Source organism: Embleya sp. NPDC025285 (assembly GCF_055558835.1).
In genome coordinates this window covers 132,471-149,191 of sequence record NZ_JBVHLU010000005.1, presented here as the reverse complement: position 1 = coordinate 149,191, position 16,721 = coordinate 132,471, and the positions used below count along the sequence as shown (strand labels likewise).

Sequence of the window (16,721 nt, the reverse complement as noted above, 5' to 3'; positions counted from 1 at the left end):
AAACGATCACTTTGGACCGTCATATGTACGCAACGTGATCGAAACGGGGAAGAGTCAGGATACAAGGGCAGGTCGATGGAGGAGGTGTCGCGTGCTGTACCGACTGAGGGTGTCGCTGCCGGATCGGCCCGGATCGCTCGCGCGGGTGACGCAACTGCTGGGCGCGGCAGGCGCCGACGTGATGCAGATGACCGTGCTCGAACAACACGGCGGTCGCGCGGTCGACGAGTTCACCGTCTCCTGGGCGGGCGAGCGGGACATCGCAGCGCTGGTCGCGGCGATGGAGCGATCGGTGGGAGTGCGGGTCGAGGGCTGCTGGGCGGCCGGCGAGGTGCCCGGGTCGGCACCGGAGCTGGACGTGCTCGGCCAGGTGGCGCGCGATCCGGGGCGGGCGGTGGCCACGCTGATCGACGCCGCGCCCACGCTCTTCCACGCGGACTGGGCGGTCGCCACCCGGGGCGGGCGCGGCCGGCAGCTGGTGCACCAGAGCTGGCGGGCCCCGGAGGCGCCGGCGCTGCCCGCGCTCACCCCGATGCGCCCGTTGGCCTTCGCCTACGAGGGTGACGCGAGCGGCCACGGCGCGGCCGCACCGATCGGCGCCTCGTGGTTGACCCTGTACGTGGTCCGCCACGAGGGTCCGGCCTTCCATCGCACCGAACTCGAACGCCTCGGCCGCATCGTCGACGTGGCCCTCGGCGTCCTCGGCGACCGGGCCGCCGCCAAGGCCACGGGCACGACCACGCCGTAACCCGGCCCGCCACCACCCGGCGGCCCGCCCCGTTTCGACGCTTTCGGAGGGATTGCCGGTGATGGGGGGTAGGAACCAATTGGCGTCATTCGGCATGTAACGATCGGAAGAACGTATGATTGTGTAATTGTGCGCGCACTTCGGGCCATCGAGCCGCGCGCACATCGAGCGCGGGGGCCCGACGAAGGCGACGACGACGTGCAGGACAAGGATGAGACGTCCCCGGCGGCATCGGCCGTTCCGGGGACGTCGGCCGAGGAGCCGGGGCAGGAGAGCCCCAGCCGCATAGAACGGCGCGCCCGGGACCGGCGACGCCGCCGGCGGCGCATCCTCGGTTGGACCGCCGGCGGGCTCGTCGCCGTCCTGCTCGCCGCCGGCGGCTTCGGCTGGTGGCTGTACGACCGCCTCAACGGCAACATCCGCACGCAGGACTTCGCCGACCAGCTCACCGATCGTCCGCCGCCCACCGGCGGCCTGAACGTGCTGCTGGTGGGGTCCGACTCGCGGGCCGGCGAAAATGCCGCGTACGGGCAGGACGACGGCGGCAGCCAGCGCTCGGACACCACGATCCTGCTGCACGTGCCGGAGGGCCGGAAGAGCGCGACCGCGGTCAGCTTCCCGCGCGACCTGATGGTGAACGTGCCTTCGTGCCGGACCGCCGCGGGTGGCACCGAGCGCGCCTACTTCGGCCAGTTCAACAGCGCGATGGAGGTCGGCGGCGTGCCGTGTGTGGCAGCCACCGTGGAACGGCTCACCGGCGCGCGCATCGACCACCAGATCACCATCGACTTCACCGGCTTCAAGAAGGTCGTGGACGCGCTCGGCGGTGTACCGATGCACATCGCCCAGCCGATCGACGACAAGGCCGCGCATCTGCAACTGCCCGCCGGCGACGTCAACCTCAACGGCGAGCAGGCGCTCGGCTTCGTCCGGGTGCGCAAGAGCATGGGTGACGGCAGCGACATCCAGCGGATCGCCCGCCAGCAGGAGTTCCTCAAGGCGCTGATCAAGAAGGTCCAGGACGAGAACCTGCTGACCAACCCGGCCAAGGCGTACAACGTGATGGACGCCGCGACCAAGGCGATCACCACCGACTCCGGGATCAACTCGTTGGTCAGCCTGTACGACTTCGCCAACGGCCTGCGCGGCATCCCGCTGGACAGGATCAACTTCACCACGCCGCCGCTGACCGACTACGCGCCGGACCCCAACCGCGTCGCGCTCAAGCAGCCCGAGGCCGCGCAACTGTTCACCGCACTGCGCGACGGCGCTCCGGCGCCGGTACCCACCGCGACCGGAATGGCCTCGCCGGGTGGCACGAATCAGGGCACTGCGGGGCGATAACCGTCACCGGGCCGTGACCCCTGGTCGTTGAACTGTACGGTGCAGGGGTTCGCCGACGACGCAGCGACCGGGCCCTCCGGGCAGACCCGGTCATGGGGCCGCCCGCGACGCTTTACGGTGGACTCGCGAGGGTGCTGGGTGCGGACCGAGGGGCTGGTGGCAGGGGCGCCATGACGGGTCGGGTTCTTCAGGTGGTGCAGGGCACTCGTTGGCGACGACGCACGGGTGAGTACACCTCGATCTCAGCCGCGGTGGGCGCGGCGGCGGCGGGTGACTCGATCCTGGTCGCGCCGGGGACGTACCGCGAGGACGTGTCGATCGCCGTCCCGGTGACGGTGGTCGGATCGGACGGGCCGGGGACGGTGGTGCTGACCGCCGCCGACGGCGTCGCGCTGACGATCACCTCGGACGCGGCCGTCCACGGGCTGGTCGTCGAGGGCGGCGCGGGCGTGCTTTCGCCCGCGATCGTGATCGAGGGCTGCGCGCCGATATTGGAGGAGTGCGTGGTCCGGGCCGCCTCCGTGGTCGGGGTCGAACTGCGCGCGGGCGCGGACCCGATGGTGCGCCGCTGCCGGGTGAGCAACCCGCAGGGTGTGGGCATCGGGGTCACCGGTCGCTCGCGCGGCACCTTCGAGGACTGCGAGATCGGCGATACCGGGCGCGAGGGCTTCGACGTCCGCGAGGGCAGCGCGCCGACGTTGCGTCGCGGCCGGGTCCGGGACGCGTCCGGGCACGGGCTGCGGTTCACCGGCCCGGGTACCACGGGCAGTGTGCAGGAGTGCGAGATCCACGACGGCTCGGACGCGGAGCCGGCGGTGTTCGTCGGCGACCAGGCCTCGCCGCATCTGACCGGCCTGCACATCCACGACGTGGGCGGCGGCGGGATCTGCGTCGCGGGCGGCGCCGCGCCGATCATCGCCGACTCGCGGATCGAGCGGGTCGGCTGGGCGGGCATCTCGGTCGGCGGCCAGGGCAGCGCCGGATCGCTCTCGCGTACGGAGATCACCTCGGTCAAGGGCACCGGCGTCCAGGCCGACGACCTGGCCACGTTCTCGCTCGACGACTGCACGATCCGCGACGCCGAGGGCAACGGCGTCTCCGTCGACCGCGGCGCCAACCTGACCCTGGTCGGCTGTCGGCTGCGCGACATGGGCCGCAACGGCGTCGACGTGCACGGTCACTCCGAGGTCACCCTCAGCGGCTGCACGATCCGCAGCTTCGGCCGCAACGGGCTCTCGCTCGCCGACCACGGCGCCCGCGCGTCCGCGATCGACTGCGAGTTCCACGACTCCACCGGCGGCAAGCCGGCCGTGTGGGTCGCCGACGGCGCGGACGCGGCGCTGGGCGAGTGCCGCATCCACGACGTGTTGGACGGGGTCAAGGTGGCCGGCTCCGGTACCGGCCTGTCCATGCACGACTGCGAGATCCACGACGTGGACGAGACCGGCATCGGGATCGGCGCGGGCGCGGTGGTCTCGGTCAAGTCCTGCAAGGTGCGCAAGGCCACCACGGGCGTGTGGTTCATGGAGTCGGACTGCGGCGGGATCATCGCCGACTGCACGATCGAGGACACCACGGACGGCGTCTCGGTCACCGGCGCGGCCGGGCCCACGGTGCGCCGGGTCCGGGTGGACCGGGCGTCCGGTGAGGGCATCCGGATCGCCGGTGGCGGGCGCGGCGACTTCGAGGACTGCGAGGTGCTCGGCGGGCGCGGCTACGGCGTCAACGTGCGCGAGGGCTGCCATCCGGTGTTCACCCGCTGCACCACGCGCGACAACGCCAAGGGCGGGTTCGAGTTCGCCGGCCCGGGGCCGGTGGCGGTCGAATGCACGTCGCAGGGTGACGGGGCCGGCAGCGGTCAGTCGCCGGCCGCCGGCGGCATCCTGGGTACGCCGAGCCCGATCAAGGCGGCCGACGCGCAGCCGCAGGGCGTGGCCAAGCTCACCGCGACGCTGCCGATCCCGGGCGCGCGGGACGGTGCGGCCGCCGACGAGGCCGCCGCCGACGCGCCCGCGCGCGCGGTGGACGAACTGCTCGCCGAACTCGACGGCCTGGTCGGCCTGGCCGGCGTCAAGGCCGAGGTGCGCAACCTGATCGACCTGATCTCGGTCGGCCGGCGGCGCGAGGAGGCCGGACTCAAGGCACCCGCGCTGCGCCGGCACCTGGTCTTCACCGGCTCCCCGGGCACCGGCAAGACCACGGTGGCCCGGCTGTACGGCGAGATCGCCAAGGCGTTGGGCGTGTTGCGGATGGGCCACCTGGTCGAGGTCTCCCGGGTGGACCTGGTCGGTGAACACATCGGCTCGACCGCGCCGCGCACCAAGGAGGTCTTCGACCGGGCCCGGGGCGGCGTGTTGTTCATCGACGAGGCGTACAGCCTGGCCCCGGCGGACCCCTCGCGCGACTTCGGCCGCGAGGCGATCGACACGCTGGTGAAGCTGATGGAGGACCACCGCGACGACGTCGTGGTGATCGTGGCCGGCTACACCGACGAGATGGAGCGCTTCCTGGGCGCGAACCCGGGCTTCGGGTCCCGGTTCTCGCGCACCATCACGTTCCAGGACTACTCGGCCGACGACCTGGTCGAGATCACCCGCAAGCAGGTGCGCGAGCACGAGTACGTGCTCACCGACGACGCGTGCGACGCGCTGCTGGGCTACTTCCGCCGGCTCCCGCGCGGGGCCGCGTTCGGCAACGCGCGCGAGGCGCGGCGTACGTTCGAGGCGATGATCGAGCGACACGCGACCCGGTTGGCCCAACTGCCCGGTGCGGGCATGGAGGAGCTGCGCACGCTGCATCCGGAGGATCTGCCCGAGCTGCGGTGAATCGGCCCGCGTCGGCGGGGTAACCGCCGGTGGACGCGGTCGCCCCGGGCCGCGTTGTGGAGAGTGTGCGCAGGGTGTGGACGGTGTGCACGGCTTTGGATGGTTTGCGACGGCGAAGGAGCCTCACGTGCCGGTCATGGGCATCGACATCGGCGGGACCGGGATCAAGGGCGCACCGGTGGACGCCGGCGCCGGGCGGCTGACCCACGAGCGGGTGCGCCTGCTCACTCCCGAACCGTCCGAACCGCGGGCGGTGATCGGTGTGGTCCGCGAGGTGCTGGAGCAGTTCGCCGACACCCAGGGGCCGGTCGGCATCACCTTCCCGGGTGTGGTCCGGGACGGCATCGTGCGCACCGCCGCGAACGTGGACAAGTCGTGGATCGACCTGGACGCCGACGCGCTGTTCTCCGCGACGCTGGGGCGACCGGTGTCGATGGTCAACGACGCGGACGCCGCCGGGGTGGCCGAGATGCGGTTCGGCGCGGGCGCGGGCCACGCCGGCACCGTGCTGATGTTGACCTTCGGCACCGGAATCGGCAGCGCGCTTTTCGTGGACGGAAAGTTGGTGCCCAACACCGAGCTGGGCCACCTGGAGCTGGACGGGCACGAGGCCGAGCACCGGGCCTCGGCGGTGGCCCGCGAGACGCACGACCTGTCCTGGGAGAAGTGGGCCGGGCGCGTGCAGGACTACCTGCGACACGTGGAGATGCTCTTCTCGCCGTCGCTGATCATCATCGGCGGCGGGATCAGCAAGAAGCCGGAGAGGTTCCTGCCGTACATCAAGATCCGGGCCGACCTGGTCCCCGCGAAGCTGCACAACGACGCGGGGATCGTGGGCGCGGCGATGCTGGTGACCGGCGACTAGGCCCTGTCCGGCGGATCTTGGTGGGTCCGCCGGACAGGGCCTAGACGTCGGCGCCGGTGTCGACGGCGGTCGGGCGGTTCCGGCGTGGGGCGCGCAGGACGCCGCCGAGCAGTGCGGCGATGTTCCACGCGTCGTCGACGCCTCGGTGGTGGGTGCCTTCGAGCGGGATGCCGGCGTGCTCCAGGGCGCCGGCCATGCCGAGTTCGCGGTCCAGGCCGTGCGCGAGCGAGTACAGCGACTTGGCGTTGAGGTGGCGGGTGCCGAACGGGTACGGGACGCCCTCGGCGGCGCATTGCCGCTCGAACTGCTGCCGGTCGTACTCGCCCCAACTCGCCCACATGCGCTGATGCGCCTTGAACTCGGCGCGCAGCAGGGCGCACGCGTCGGCGAAGGGCAGGCCGGCGTCCACGTCCGCCTGGGTCAGCGTGGTCAGTTCGGTGCAGAACGCGCCGACGGTGGAGTGGGTCGGACGCACCAGGATGCCGTGTCGGTCGACACGCTCCCCGGTGGCGATGTCGAAGGTGGCGAGGCCGATCTCGATGATCTCGTTGCGCTGTCCCTCGGGAGTCGGGCCGTCCCAGCAGGTCGCCTCGACGTCGATCACCAGGAGCAGGTCCATCAGTCGTTTTGCCATGCCGGTCAGCAGAGCATCCTCGGCGACGTGCTACCACTGGTTTTGTTCTGACGGTATGTCAGATGTCGAGTCCACCCGTCCACGGAGGAGATAAGAAATGGGTACGCACAAGACATCACCCGAGACCGGCGTCGTGATCACCGGCGGTGCCTCGGGCATCGGGCGGGCCACCGCGCGGGCGCTGGCCGCCACCGGGCGCCCCGTCGCGCTGTGGGACATCGCCGCGGGTCCGGTCGAGGAGGCCGCCAAGGAGATCGAGGCCGAGCACGGTGTGCGGGCGCTCGGTCTGGCCCTGGACGTCACCGACACCGAGGCGTACCCGGGCGCGATCCACGCCTCGGCCGAGGCGCTGGGCACCATCGGCGGCTTCGTGCACGCGGCGGGCATCGTCGACTCGACCCCGATCACCGAGGTCACCGCCGAGAACTGGGACCGCGTCCTGGACGTCAACCTGCGTTCGTTCGCGCTGCTGGTCCAGGCGCTCACCCCGCACCTGCGCGAACACGCCGGCTCCGCGATCGTGGGCATCGCCTCGCTCAACGCGATCGTCGGCAACGCGCTCAACCCGTCCTACTGCGCGTCGAAGTCCGGCATGCTCGGCCTGAACCGCTCGATCGCCGCCAAGCTCGCCGAGTACCACATCCGCAGCAACGTGGTCTGCCCCGGTTACGTGGAGACCCCGATGCTGGCCCGCTCCTTCGCCCGCCCCGGCACCCGCGAGCGCATGGAGAACAGCTCCCCGCTGGGCAGGCTGGGGCGCCCGGAGGAAATCGCCGGCGCGATCCGCTTCCTGCTGAGCGACGAGGCGTCCTTCGTGACGGGCACACACTTGATGGTGGACGGCGGGATGACGGAGACGGTCTGATCGATCGGGGCAGGGCCGGCTCACGAAGGGACGTCGCCCTGCCCCGAGTGTTCATGATCGTGATTCGGGAAACCGGGCATACGGCAGATCAATCCCTGACAAAGTGGTGGTGATCCTGTGGATGAGGAAGCCGAGCGTTCGGGAGAGATTGTGCAACCCGCCTTCGACCACGAGTGGACGGCCGACGACGTGATCGCCGCTCAGGAGACCTCGCCATACCGCATCGAACTCCTGGACGGCGTTCTGATGATGTCTCCGGCGCCCAGGCTGCGCCACCAACGTGTGTCTTCGACGCTGTCGGGCCGTTTCGAACAGGTGGCAGCCGACTCCGGGGTCGCCGTCATGGTCTTCGAGAACGTCAATGTTCGTCGAGGAGAGCGGGACTTGCTCCAGCCCGATATCGCCGTGGTGACTCGTGCTGCCGGGATAGAGGGTCTCGAAGCGGACGAGGTGGCTTTCGCCCCCGAAGACGTGCTCCTGGCCGTCGAGATTCTCTCGCCCGGCCACGAGGGCGCCGACCGCATCGACAAGCTCGCCAGGTACGCCGAGTGGGCGATCGCGTCCTACTGGGTCGTGGACCCGAAAGCCCTGACCGTCGAGACCTACACACTCGACGGAGACGAGTACGTGCCCTCGGGTACCGCCAAGCCGGGCGTCGTCACCACGCTTCCCGCGTTTGCGCCGGTCGCCCTCGATCCGGGCACGTTGCTGCGGATGCGGTGACGGGGATGGGTACGGGTGGTTCGGCTTCGCTACTTCGGGTGCAGTTCGACCACCGTGACCTCCGGGGGTGCGCCGAGGCGGACCGGAGGGCCCCAGAAGCCGGCGCCTCTGGTGATGTAGAGCATCGTGTCGTCGACCCGGTGCAGCCCGGCGACGGCCGGCTGGTCGAGCTTGACCAGGAATTGCACCGGGAACATCTGGCCGCCGTGGGTGTGGCCGGAGAGTTGTACGTCTACGTCGTACTTGGCGGCGTCGTCCACCTGGACCGGCTGGTGGGCGAGGAGCACCACCGGGCGGGACGGGTCGCGGTTGCCCAGTGCCTTGGCGAAGTTCGGGCCGTCGTGGTGCGACTTGCCGGTCACGTCGTTGACGCCGGCCAGATCGAAGGCGGCGCCGCCCCGAGCGATCTCCAGCCGGTCGTTGGCCAGCGTGTGGACGTTCAACTCGGCGAGTTCGGCGACCCAGTCCGCCGCGCCGGACATGTAGTCGTGGTTGCCGGTGACGAAGAAGCTGCCGTATCGGCTGGTCAGCCGCCGCAACGGCTCGGCGTCGTCGCCCAGTTGCCCGGCCGTGCCGTCGGCGAGGTCGCCGACGATGGCGACCAGGTCGGGGTTGGTCCGATTGATCGTCTCCACCACTCGCGTGGTGTGCGCACGCCCGAGCAGCGGGCCCAGGTGGATGTCGCCGACCACCGCGATCCGGAAGCCGGCCAGGCGCGGATCGAGCCGTGCGACCGGTATCCGCACCCGCACCGTGCGCGGCGCGCCCAGGGCCTGGGTCATCCCGTAGCCGACCGCGCTCATCGAGGTGCCCGCCGCCAACAGCGCGACCGAGCGGCTCAGCACCAGGCGCCGATCCGGCCCCAGCGGCGTGCCCGACGCGGCGACCGGCGACCCGGCGTCGGACCGGGCGTCAAGCTCCGCGACCTCGCCGACGGCATCCCCGTCGGCACCGACCGCGACCGGGACCGAGCGCGGCACCTCCGCCGGCCGCTCACCCGCCCCGCGCCGCCGCAGCGCCCGCAGCGCGAGCACCCGAGGCACCTCGAGCACCCCGAGCGCCATCACCACGTACAACAGCAGCGCCATCCAGACGAAGCCCGGCCACGCGATCCATTCCGTGCCGCGCGGGCCGAACACCTTGGGCAGCACCAGCGCGCCCGCCATCGACACCCCGAGCGCGATCACCACGCCCGCGCCGACTCGTCGCACCAGCCCCGACCGGGTGGTGTCGCGCACGAGTCGCCGCCACACGTAGAGGTGCACGCCGACCAGCAGCGCGAGCACGGCGACGGCCGCGATGATCACCAGGACAACGGTCAAGGGGGACTCCCGGGTGCATGGATGGTTCCCGGGAAGCGTGTCACGCCCGCGCCGGCGCCGGCATCCGGCTCGCGGAGTATCCGAGGTTGCTCCCGCAGGAGCAACGCGACGCCGTTGCCCGTATCCTGACGCGGTAGTGACACACCCGACGATGGCCCGGTCACGCCGCGAAGTGGCCCACTCGTGAAGCGAATCGAGAACAGCGACGACATGTCGCACCGCACCGATCGGGCTCGGCGGCACCGCGACGGGAGGCACTCCTCCCGGGAGCGATGACCGCGCCCGGCGGGAGGCGCCCGGCCGGCCCCGCGTATCACGTCAACACCCGCGCCGAACTCAAGCGGCAGCGCCGCGGCAAGGCGCACGGCTGCTGGGACCACCTCTACCTCGCGCCGCTGTGGCCCAAGTACGGCGTCAACCTCGGCACCCTCCTGCGCACGTGCGACGCGGTCGGCGCGTGTCTCGTCGTCCCGCGGCTGCCCTGGGTTCCCGAAGCCCTGGCCCGGGGCAACACGCTGCGCCGACCGACCTGCGTGCATCGCGTGGGCAATCCGCTCACCTGGCTGGGCGCCCAACGCGAGCGCGGCGCCCGGGTGGTCGGCGTCGAACTCGCCGACGACGCGGTCCGCCTCGCCGACCTGAAACCCGCCCGCTGTCCCACCATCGCCGTGCTCGGCCACGAGAGCGACGGCATCCCGTTCGAGGCGCTGCCGCACCTCGACGAGATGGTGGAGATTCCGATGGTCGGCACCGGCACCAGTCTCAACGTCGCGGTGGCCGGCTCCCTGGTCGCCTACAAGCTCGCGGGTCTGCTGTGACGGCGGGTCCTATGCTCGATGCCATGGTGCGTGTGCGGACGTCGCTGGGTGGCTTGGTCGGCGAGGAGTCGGACGGGGTCCGGATCTTTCGAGGGGTGCCCTTCGCCGCGCCGCCGGTGGGCCCGGCCCGGTTTCGCCCGGCCCGGCCGCCGGCGGCCTGGACCGGCGATCGGGACGCGCGCGAGTTCGCCCACGCGGCGCCGCAGCCGATCGGCCGGTACGGGGCCGCGCCGGTGGCCGTCGACGAGGACTGCCTGTACCTGAACATCCACGCGCCGGTCGAGCCCGGCCCGCATTCGGTGCTCGTGTGGGTGCACGGCGGCGGCTACACCTCCGGCGCCTCGTTCGAGGGTGTCTACGACGGCGGCCGGCTTGCCCGGCGCGGCGTGCTGGTGGTCACCGTCGCCTACCGGCTGGGCGCGCTGGGGCTGTTGCAGTTGCGGCACCTGCTCGGCGACGAGTACGCCGCCTCCTCGACCAACGCGCTCCTGGACGTGGTGCGGGCGCTGCGCTGGGTGCGCGAGCACATCGCCGCGTTCGGCGGGGATCGCGACCGGGTCACCCTCGGCGGGGTGTCGGCGGGCGCGAAGCTCACCGCCAACCTGCTCGCGCTGCCCGCCGCGCGCGGGCTCTTCCACCGCGCGATCGTGCAGAGCGGCGGAGCGCACACGGTGCGCACGGTGCCCGAGGCGGAGCAGGCCACCGGGCACGTGCTGGCCGCGCTCGGGCTCGGCCCGGACCGGGCCGCCGAACTGATCGACGTGCCGTCGACCGATCTGCTCGACGCGCAGGAGCAGGCGATCGGGCGCGGTACGGCGCGGTTCGTGTTCCGGCCGGTGGTCGATCCCGCCGGGCCGCTGCCGGTGACGCCGTTGCGGGCGATCCGGGGCGACGTGCCGATCCTGCTCGGGTCGAATCAGGACGAGGAGCAGATGTTCGCGGTCACCGAGGGGACGGGCGCACGCGAGCCCGGACCCGCCGACCTGGCCAACCTGCGCCGCCCGGACGCGCTCGCCGAATTGGTGCGCACCTACGCGGAGATGTACCCGGACCTGAACGGGCGCTCGCGGCGGATCCGGCTGCTCACCGCCGAGTCGTACGGGATACCGACCGTGCGCCTCGCCGAGGCGCAGCTCGCGGCCGGCGGCACGGCGTACATGTACCGCTTCCGCTGGGCGCCCAAGGCCCATCCACAGCGGTTGGGGTCGCCGCACGCGATCGACATCCCGTTCGTGTTCGGCACGCTGGACACGCCACTCGGCCGCTGGCTGACCGGCGGGGTGCCGCCCGCCGCGCGGGAGTTGTCCGATCGCATCCAGCAGGCGTGGGTCGCGTTCGTCAAGGGCGGGCCGCCGGTGGCGGACGGTCTGCCGGCGTGGCCCCGGTACGACCCGAGCGAGCGGCGCACGATGCTGCTCGACGTGCCGGCGACGGTGGTCGGCGATCCGGATCGGGAGGAGCGGCGGGTGTGGGACCACGCGCTGTGAGCCCGGGTGGGCCGCCTCCGCTGGCGGATCTGATGCCGTGGGGCACGAGTGGGATCGGCACGGGACGGACCTGGGTGTACGCGCCCGAACGGGAGACGCTGCGTCGGCGCTGGGCCCGGTTGGCCGCCGCCGAGGACCGCAACACGCTGTTGCAGCCCACGCGTTCGCGCACGGACGGGTCCCGGCCCGCGCCACTGCCCGGGTGTGCGGCGCCGATCGGGCCGCTGGCGCGTGAGGTCGGGCCCACGCCTCGGCTGGTGCGGGTCGCCCGGCGGCCCTTCGATCGGCAGTGGCTGGTCGCGGACCACCGCGTGGTGGACTTCGCCCGGCCCGAACTGTGGCGGGTGCGCGGGGATCGGCAGGTCTACCTGACGGAACGTCAAGCGGGGGACCCCTGGCCGCTGTTGTGCAGCGCGCTGTTGCCGGACGCGGCCCATCACGGCGGTCGGGGCGGGCGGGTCGCGCCGCTGTATCGGGACCCGGCGGGCCGGGTGCCCAACCTCGCGCCCGGTCTGGTCGGCCTGCTCACGGAGCGGCTGGCCGTCCCGGTCGCGGCCGAGGACGTGTTCGCCTGGATCGTGGCGGTGACGGTGGATCCGGCGGGGGTGCCGCTCACCGCCGACCCGACGGTGTGGGCGGCGGGCGTCGAACTCGGCCGCCGGCTGATCGGCCTGTACACGTTCGGCGCGCGGTTCGGCCGTCCCGGCGACGGCAAGCCCCGACTGCCGGGCGGGCGGCGCCCGTTCGTGCGCGAGCCGATCCCCGCGCGCCCGGCGGGCGCGAGTTACGACGAGGAGACCCGTACGCTCCTGCTCGGCTCCGGCCGGATCGGTCCCGTCCCGCGCGAGGTGTGGGACCTGGGCATCCTGGAGCCGTGGATCGCGGCCCGTACCGAACCCCCGGGCGAGGGCCTGGAGCGCATTCGCGAACGTACCTGGTCGACCGACCTGACCAGCGAACTGATCGACCTGCTCCACGTGTTGGGCCTGCTCACCGACCTGACCGAGGAGCAGGCCGAACTCCGCATCCGGGCCGCCGCGGGCCCCACCCTCGACCCCGCCGCCCTGCTCCCACCCGCCCCCGCGACCCGCCGCCCACCCACGGTCCTGGACATCACCGAGGAGGGCCCCGGCGGCCAGGCCGTCCTGATCTGACCGATCGACAGCCGCGCTCAGCGGAAGAAGATCGAGGTGTCCAGCACGGCGTCGAAGGGGTCGGGTACCGGAATACGCCCGCCGAAGGGCACGGTGTGCCGCTCCTGGTATTTGCCGTCCGACGGGGACGCGAACAGCGTGACCTCTTGACGGAGCGGGTCGATCAGCAGGTAGAGCGGGATCGGACCGGAGGCATAGCCGAGCGGCTTGACCTCACGGTCGTCGTGTTGACTCTCCCGGCCGGCGGAGACAACCTCGACGACCAGGTGGACGACATCGGCGGGGAGCTTCCAGTCGTCGAAGTCCCAGTTCGCGTCTTCGTCGAAGACAACCATGTCGGGGACGTATCCGTCGCCACCGACGCCCGGAAGCATGATCGTGACGGGGGACATCGGAACGTCCATGCCTTCGGGAAGATTCGGTTCCAGGAACCGTGAGAACAGTCGGCGCAGCAGCCCTCCGTGCCCGCTGACAGGAGTGGGTGACATCACGATGCGGCCTCCGATCAGCTCCACCCGGACGGTTTCGGGTGCCTCTATCGACTCGAAGAGGGCAGCGATACCGGAGTCGGTGGACTGGGGGCCGTTGCTCATGTCGATGCCTCCTGTGGACGACTCTGAACGCCGCCCACCTTACCGAGGTACGAGGATCCACCTTCCCGATATGTGACAAACGGGAAGGTGCGACAGTGCGCGGGAGGCGCCGGGTTCAGATCGGGCGGGGTGTGTTCAGTTCCTTCGCGTTTTCGCCCATGATCATGGCTTTGGTTCGTTCGTCGAAGGGCTTGAGTTCGCTTTCGTAGTCCCGTGGGTTCGGGAGGCCCTCGATGTGCGGCCAGTCGGAGCCGAAGACGACGCGGGTGGGGCCCATCAGGTCGACCACCTCGACCAGGTCGTCCTCCCAGAACGGGTTGATCCACACGTGCCGCCTGAAGGTCTCCACCGGGTCCTCGGGGAACAGGCCGGGGATCTTGCGGCCGACCGAGCGCAGCTTGCGGAACAGGTCGCCGAGGAACTCGGAGCCGTTCTCCACCGAGACCACCCGCACGTTCGGGAAGCGCTCGAACAGGCGGTCCAGGATCAGCGACGCGAGGAAGTCGAAGATCGGCCGTTCCATCGTCCACAACATGGTCACCGACGGGCCGCCGCCGCCCTTGAAGTCGGTGCGCAGGCCCTGCTTGCGGCTGTAGCCGTTGGCCGAGTAGCCGCTGTCGCCCGCGTGCACGATCACCGGTACGCCGGCCTCGTTCACCCGGGCCCAGAACGGATCGAAGACCGGATGCCCGGGCGGGTACGGGCCGTCCGCCGTGTTCGGCGCCGCCGGGCGCATGCATACGATCCGGGCGCCGCCCTCCAGCGCGCGGTCGAGGTCGGCGAGCGCGGTCCGCGGGTCGGCGAGCGCGATGTACGGCGCGGCGAAGATCCGGTCCCGGTAGGCGTACCCCCAGTCCTCCTCCAGCCAGCGGTTGAAGGACGAGTACAACTGCCCGACCGCCGCGGGGTCGTGCGCCAGGGCCGCCTCGTAGACCATGCCCAGGGTCGGGAACAGCCAGATCCCGTCCAGGCCCTGATCGTCCATCACCGCCAGGCGCGCGTCCCGGTCGCGGTATTCCGGGCGGATCGGCTCACGTTCGCGCAGGTAGTCCAGCGGGTTGCGGCCGGAGGGGTTGCCGCGGAAGTACTCGGCCATCGCGCCGGCCTTGGCGATCGGGTCGAAGGTCGGATTGACCACGGCGTGGTTCACCGTGCCGCCGATCACGTGGTACTTGCGGCCGTTGATCTCGCACCACTGAATGACCTGCTCGCCCAACCTCGGGTCCAGATGGCGGGTGAAGGCGTCGATGGCCTCGTAGTAGTGGTTGTCGGCGTCGAAGACACGCATGGCGAAGACCCCCTCGGAGCGGCACGAACCCGGCACGAACCCGCACCGGACGCGACGGGACGCGAACCCGGACGCGGGTCGGGACCCGGTGTCCGGGGATTGTCGCTCGAATCGTGACACCGTTACAAGGTAAGGCTGTCTGTCTTTTTCATGGAGGGTCGAAAGACGGCGTGCCGGGGCAGGCGCAGGATGTCGACGGAGGACGGGGGGTGGAGATCCGGCGCAGGTGTTCCGCGCCGACGGGCCGGCGGGTGCCGGGGAACCGGGTGGCGCCGGACAGTCGGCCCCGGTGAGATCGGCGCCGCTGAGGGCGGTATCGCGCAGATCGGTGTCGGACAGGTCCGCGTCGCGCAGGTCGGCCGCCGCGAGCGAGGCGCCGCGCAGGTCGGCGCCGCTGGGCAGGCCCCCCGGCAGGCGGGCCGGGTCCTCGATCACCCCCAGGGACAACCGCCCGGCCCGCCCGGTGGACACGTGCTCGGCCGGCCACGAGCGCAGTGCGTACTCGACCCCGACCCGCGCCGTCCGCGCGTTCGAGGGGCGCGCGTCGCGGGTGGGCGCGCGAGTGCGGCCGGCGCCGGATCGTCGAGGACGTCGGGCACCGCGGTCGCGGTCAGCGCGCTCGGCGGCGTGGGTGCGCCGCGCTCCGGCCGCCGGGCGGTGAGCAACTCGTAGAGCACCACGTCGAGCGCGAACAGGTCGGCCCGGCCGTCGGGTTCGGTGTCCGGATCCAGTTGTTCCGGCGCCATGTACGCCGGGGTTCCGGCGGCGAAGCCGGTGCGGGTGAGGCGGCGGGAGTCCATCCCGCAGGAAGCGGGACATGCCGAAGTCGAGCAGCTTGATCGCGCCAGACGGTGTGACCATGATGTTCGCCGGCTCGATGTCGCGGTGCAGCAGACCCGCGGCGTGCGTGGTGTCCGGCGCCTCGAGCACCTGGCGGGCCCAGTCCAGGAGCACCGGGATCGAGGGCAGCCGACCCGACGCGATGACGTCGTACAGCGTGCGGCCCTCGACCAGTTCGAGCACGAGGAAGACCGTGCCGTCCTCGTCCCGACCGTAGTCGTGCACGTCCACGACGCGCGGGCAGGCGATCCGGGCGAGCGCGCGGGCCTCGTGCGCCAGGCGCTCGGCCTCGCGCGGATCACCGTACGCGGGCGGAAGCGTCTTCAATGCCACGGACCGCCCGAGTGACTCGTCGACCGCGCGCCAGACCACGCCCATCGCGCCCCGGCCCAACGCCTCGACGAGCCGATACCGGCCCGCCGACACCTTCGCCACGGTGGCTCCCTGTGCGCACGTTTCCTCGGGGACGACGATCGACCCGGGGCCGGCGGGCTGCGCGTCGCGTGCCACGCGCCGAAGTTCGGTCCCTGCAAGGATGATTGCCGCCGGGCGATCGGCTCCGCAGCGAGTTTCCCGAACGGGTGATCGGTGGCTTTGCGCCACGGGGCGCCACCGGTCGCCGTGGGTCGCCACGGGTCGACCCCGGTTCCCGCGGGCGGGTGCCGGCCGCCGGCGTACCTCGCAGCACCAGTCGTGGCCGACGGTTCGGGACCGGCGGCCGCCCGGATCCGGAGGCGGACCATGCGCCATCAGTCCACGAGCATCGTCGCGGCGTGCGGCGGATGCGGCGCCTCGATCCGCCGTTGGTTGACCCAGGAGATCGTCGACGGCCGGCCGGCCTGGGACGACAGCTATCAGTGCGGCGCCTGTGGGTTGGTGAGCGACGACTGGGGACGCGAGCCGACGCCGGCGGTGATCCGCGCCGCACTGATCGCCGAGCACGGGCTCGCGCACCTGGTGGTCGACGCCGGCGGCGCGGGGCCGGGCGGCCCTCGGGTCCGGGTGCTCAAGGTGTTCCGGGACGAGTTCCCGGTGGACCTCGCCACCGCCGGCCGGATGGCCGCGGACGCGCTGGACAACGGCTGGGCGGGCACCCGGGTCGAGGTCGAGCACCTCGCGCGGCTGCTGCGCGACGCGGGCGTCGTGGCCCGGGTCCTCCCGGGCGGGTGACGCGCGTTGGGCCGAAGGGGGGAACGGCACGCGCGGCGCCGGCCC

General features: G+C 71.9%; 14 protein-coding genes. 10 read left to right on the top strand and 4 right to left on the bottom strand.

What is annotated here, in order from left to right; all coding sequences use genetic code 11:
• The first annotated feature begins 91 nt into the window (after window positions 1–91).
• The 4 genes from ACZ4FV_RS05445 to ppgK all read left to right on the top strand — a co-directional run bounded on the left by ACZ4FV_RS05445 (window position 92) and on the right by ppgK (window position 5,782).
• Window positions 92–748 carry an ACT domain-containing protein gene (locus ACZ4FV_RS05445; RefSeq protein WP_465321923.1) on the top strand — a complete coding sequence of 219 codons (657 nt, stop codon included), beginning with the start codon at window positions 92–94 and terminating at the stop codon, window positions 746–748.
• 198 nt (window positions 749–946) lie between these two features.
• Complete coding sequence (locus tag ACZ4FV_RS05440; RefSeq protein ID WP_395863130.1) at window positions 947–2,092, top strand: LCP family protein; 1,146 nt, start codon at window positions 947–949, stop codon at window positions 2,090–2,092.
• A gap of 170 nt (window positions 2,093–2,262) precedes the next feature.
• Complete coding sequence (locus tag ACZ4FV_RS05435) at window positions 2,263–4,917, top strand: right-handed parallel beta-helix repeat-containing protein (protein ID WP_465321921.1); 2,655 nt, start codon at window positions 2,263–2,265, stop codon at window positions 4,915–4,917.
• 127 nt (window positions 4,918–5,044) lie between these two features.
• Complete coding sequence (gene ppgK, locus ACZ4FV_RS05430; protein ID WP_395863126.1) at window positions 5,045–5,782, top strand: polyphosphate--glucose phosphotransferase; 738 nt, start codon at window positions 5,045–5,047, stop codon at window positions 5,780–5,782.
• 40 nt (window positions 5,783–5,822) lie between these two features.
• On the opposite strand, the gene ACZ4FV_RS05425 is transcribed toward ppgK, so the two are convergent.
• Window positions 5,823–6,416 (bottom strand): 3'-5' exonuclease, encoded by a 594-nt coding sequence (locus ACZ4FV_RS05425; RefSeq protein ID WP_402234208.1) that lies wholly within the window; start codon window positions 6,414–6,416, stop codon window positions 5,823–5,825.
• Between the two features lie 97 nt (window positions 6,417–6,513).
• Here ACZ4FV_RS05425 and ACZ4FV_RS05420 point away from each other — a divergent pair, with 97 nt between their 5' ends.
• Entirely contained in the window at window positions 6,514–7,281 is a 768-nt protein-coding gene (locus ACZ4FV_RS05420) for an SDR family NAD(P)-dependent oxidoreductase (protein WP_402234210.1), read from the top strand.
• A gap of 150 nt (window positions 7,282–7,431) precedes the next feature.
• Entirely contained in the window at window positions 7,432–8,004 is a 573-nt protein-coding gene (locus tag ACZ4FV_RS05415) for a Uma2 family endonuclease (protein WP_465321919.1), read from the top strand.
• A 29-nt stretch (window positions 8,005–8,033) separates the two neighbouring features.
• Here ACZ4FV_RS05415 and ACZ4FV_RS05410 read toward each other — a convergent pair whose 3' ends face one another.
• A complete protein-coding gene (locus ACZ4FV_RS05410; protein WP_465321917.1) occupies window positions 8,034–9,326 on the bottom strand; it encodes a metallophosphoesterase in 1,293 nt (430 codons plus the stop codon).
• A gap of 272 nt (window positions 9,327–9,598) precedes the next feature.
• On the opposite strand from ACZ4FV_RS05410, the gene ACZ4FV_RS05405 reads away from it, so the two are divergent.
• Genes ACZ4FV_RS05405 through ACZ4FV_RS05395 form a run of 3 tightly spaced genes read left to right on the top strand, consistent with a single transcriptional unit; the run spans window position 9,599 to window position 12,785 of the window.
• Complete coding sequence (locus tag ACZ4FV_RS05405; protein ID WP_395863117.1) at window positions 9,599–10,144, top strand: TrmH family RNA methyltransferase; 546 nt, start codon at window positions 9,599–9,601, stop codon at window positions 10,142–10,144.
• Between the two features lie 23 nt (window positions 10,145–10,167).
• Entirely contained in the window at window positions 10,168–11,631 is a 1,464-nt protein-coding gene (locus tag ACZ4FV_RS05400; protein ID WP_465321915.1) for a carboxylesterase/lipase family protein, read from the top strand.
• Window positions 11,613–12,785 (top strand): type ISP restriction/modification enzyme, encoded by a 1,173-nt coding sequence (locus ACZ4FV_RS05395; protein WP_402234214.1) that lies wholly within the window; start codon window positions 11,613–11,615, stop codon window positions 12,783–12,785. Before ACZ4FV_RS05400 ends, ACZ4FV_RS05395 begins: the two co-directional genes overlap by 19 nt.
• Window positions 12,786–12,802: 17 nt before the next feature.
• Here ACZ4FV_RS05395 and ACZ4FV_RS05390 read toward each other — a convergent pair whose 3' ends face one another.
• Window positions 12,803–13,378: a Uma2 family endonuclease gene (locus ACZ4FV_RS05390; protein ID WP_402234216.1), complete on the bottom strand. Its 576-nt coding sequence runs from the start codon at window positions 13,376–13,378 to the stop codon at window positions 12,803–12,805.
• Window positions 13,379–13,493: 115 nt separating this feature from the next.
• Window positions 13,494–15,941, bottom strand: a complete 2,448-nt coding sequence (locus ACZ4FV_RS05385) for an amidohydrolase family protein (RefSeq protein WP_465321914.1) — start codon at window positions 15,939–15,941, stop codon at window positions 13,494–13,496.
• A gap of 306 nt (window positions 15,942–16,247) precedes the next feature.
• On the opposite strand from ACZ4FV_RS05385, the gene ACZ4FV_RS05380 reads away from it, so the two are divergent.
• Entirely contained in the window at window positions 16,248–16,676 is a 429-nt protein-coding gene (locus ACZ4FV_RS05380; protein WP_402234220.1) for a hypothetical protein, read from the top strand.
• The last annotated feature ends 45 nt before the right edge of the window (window positions 16,677–16,721 follow it).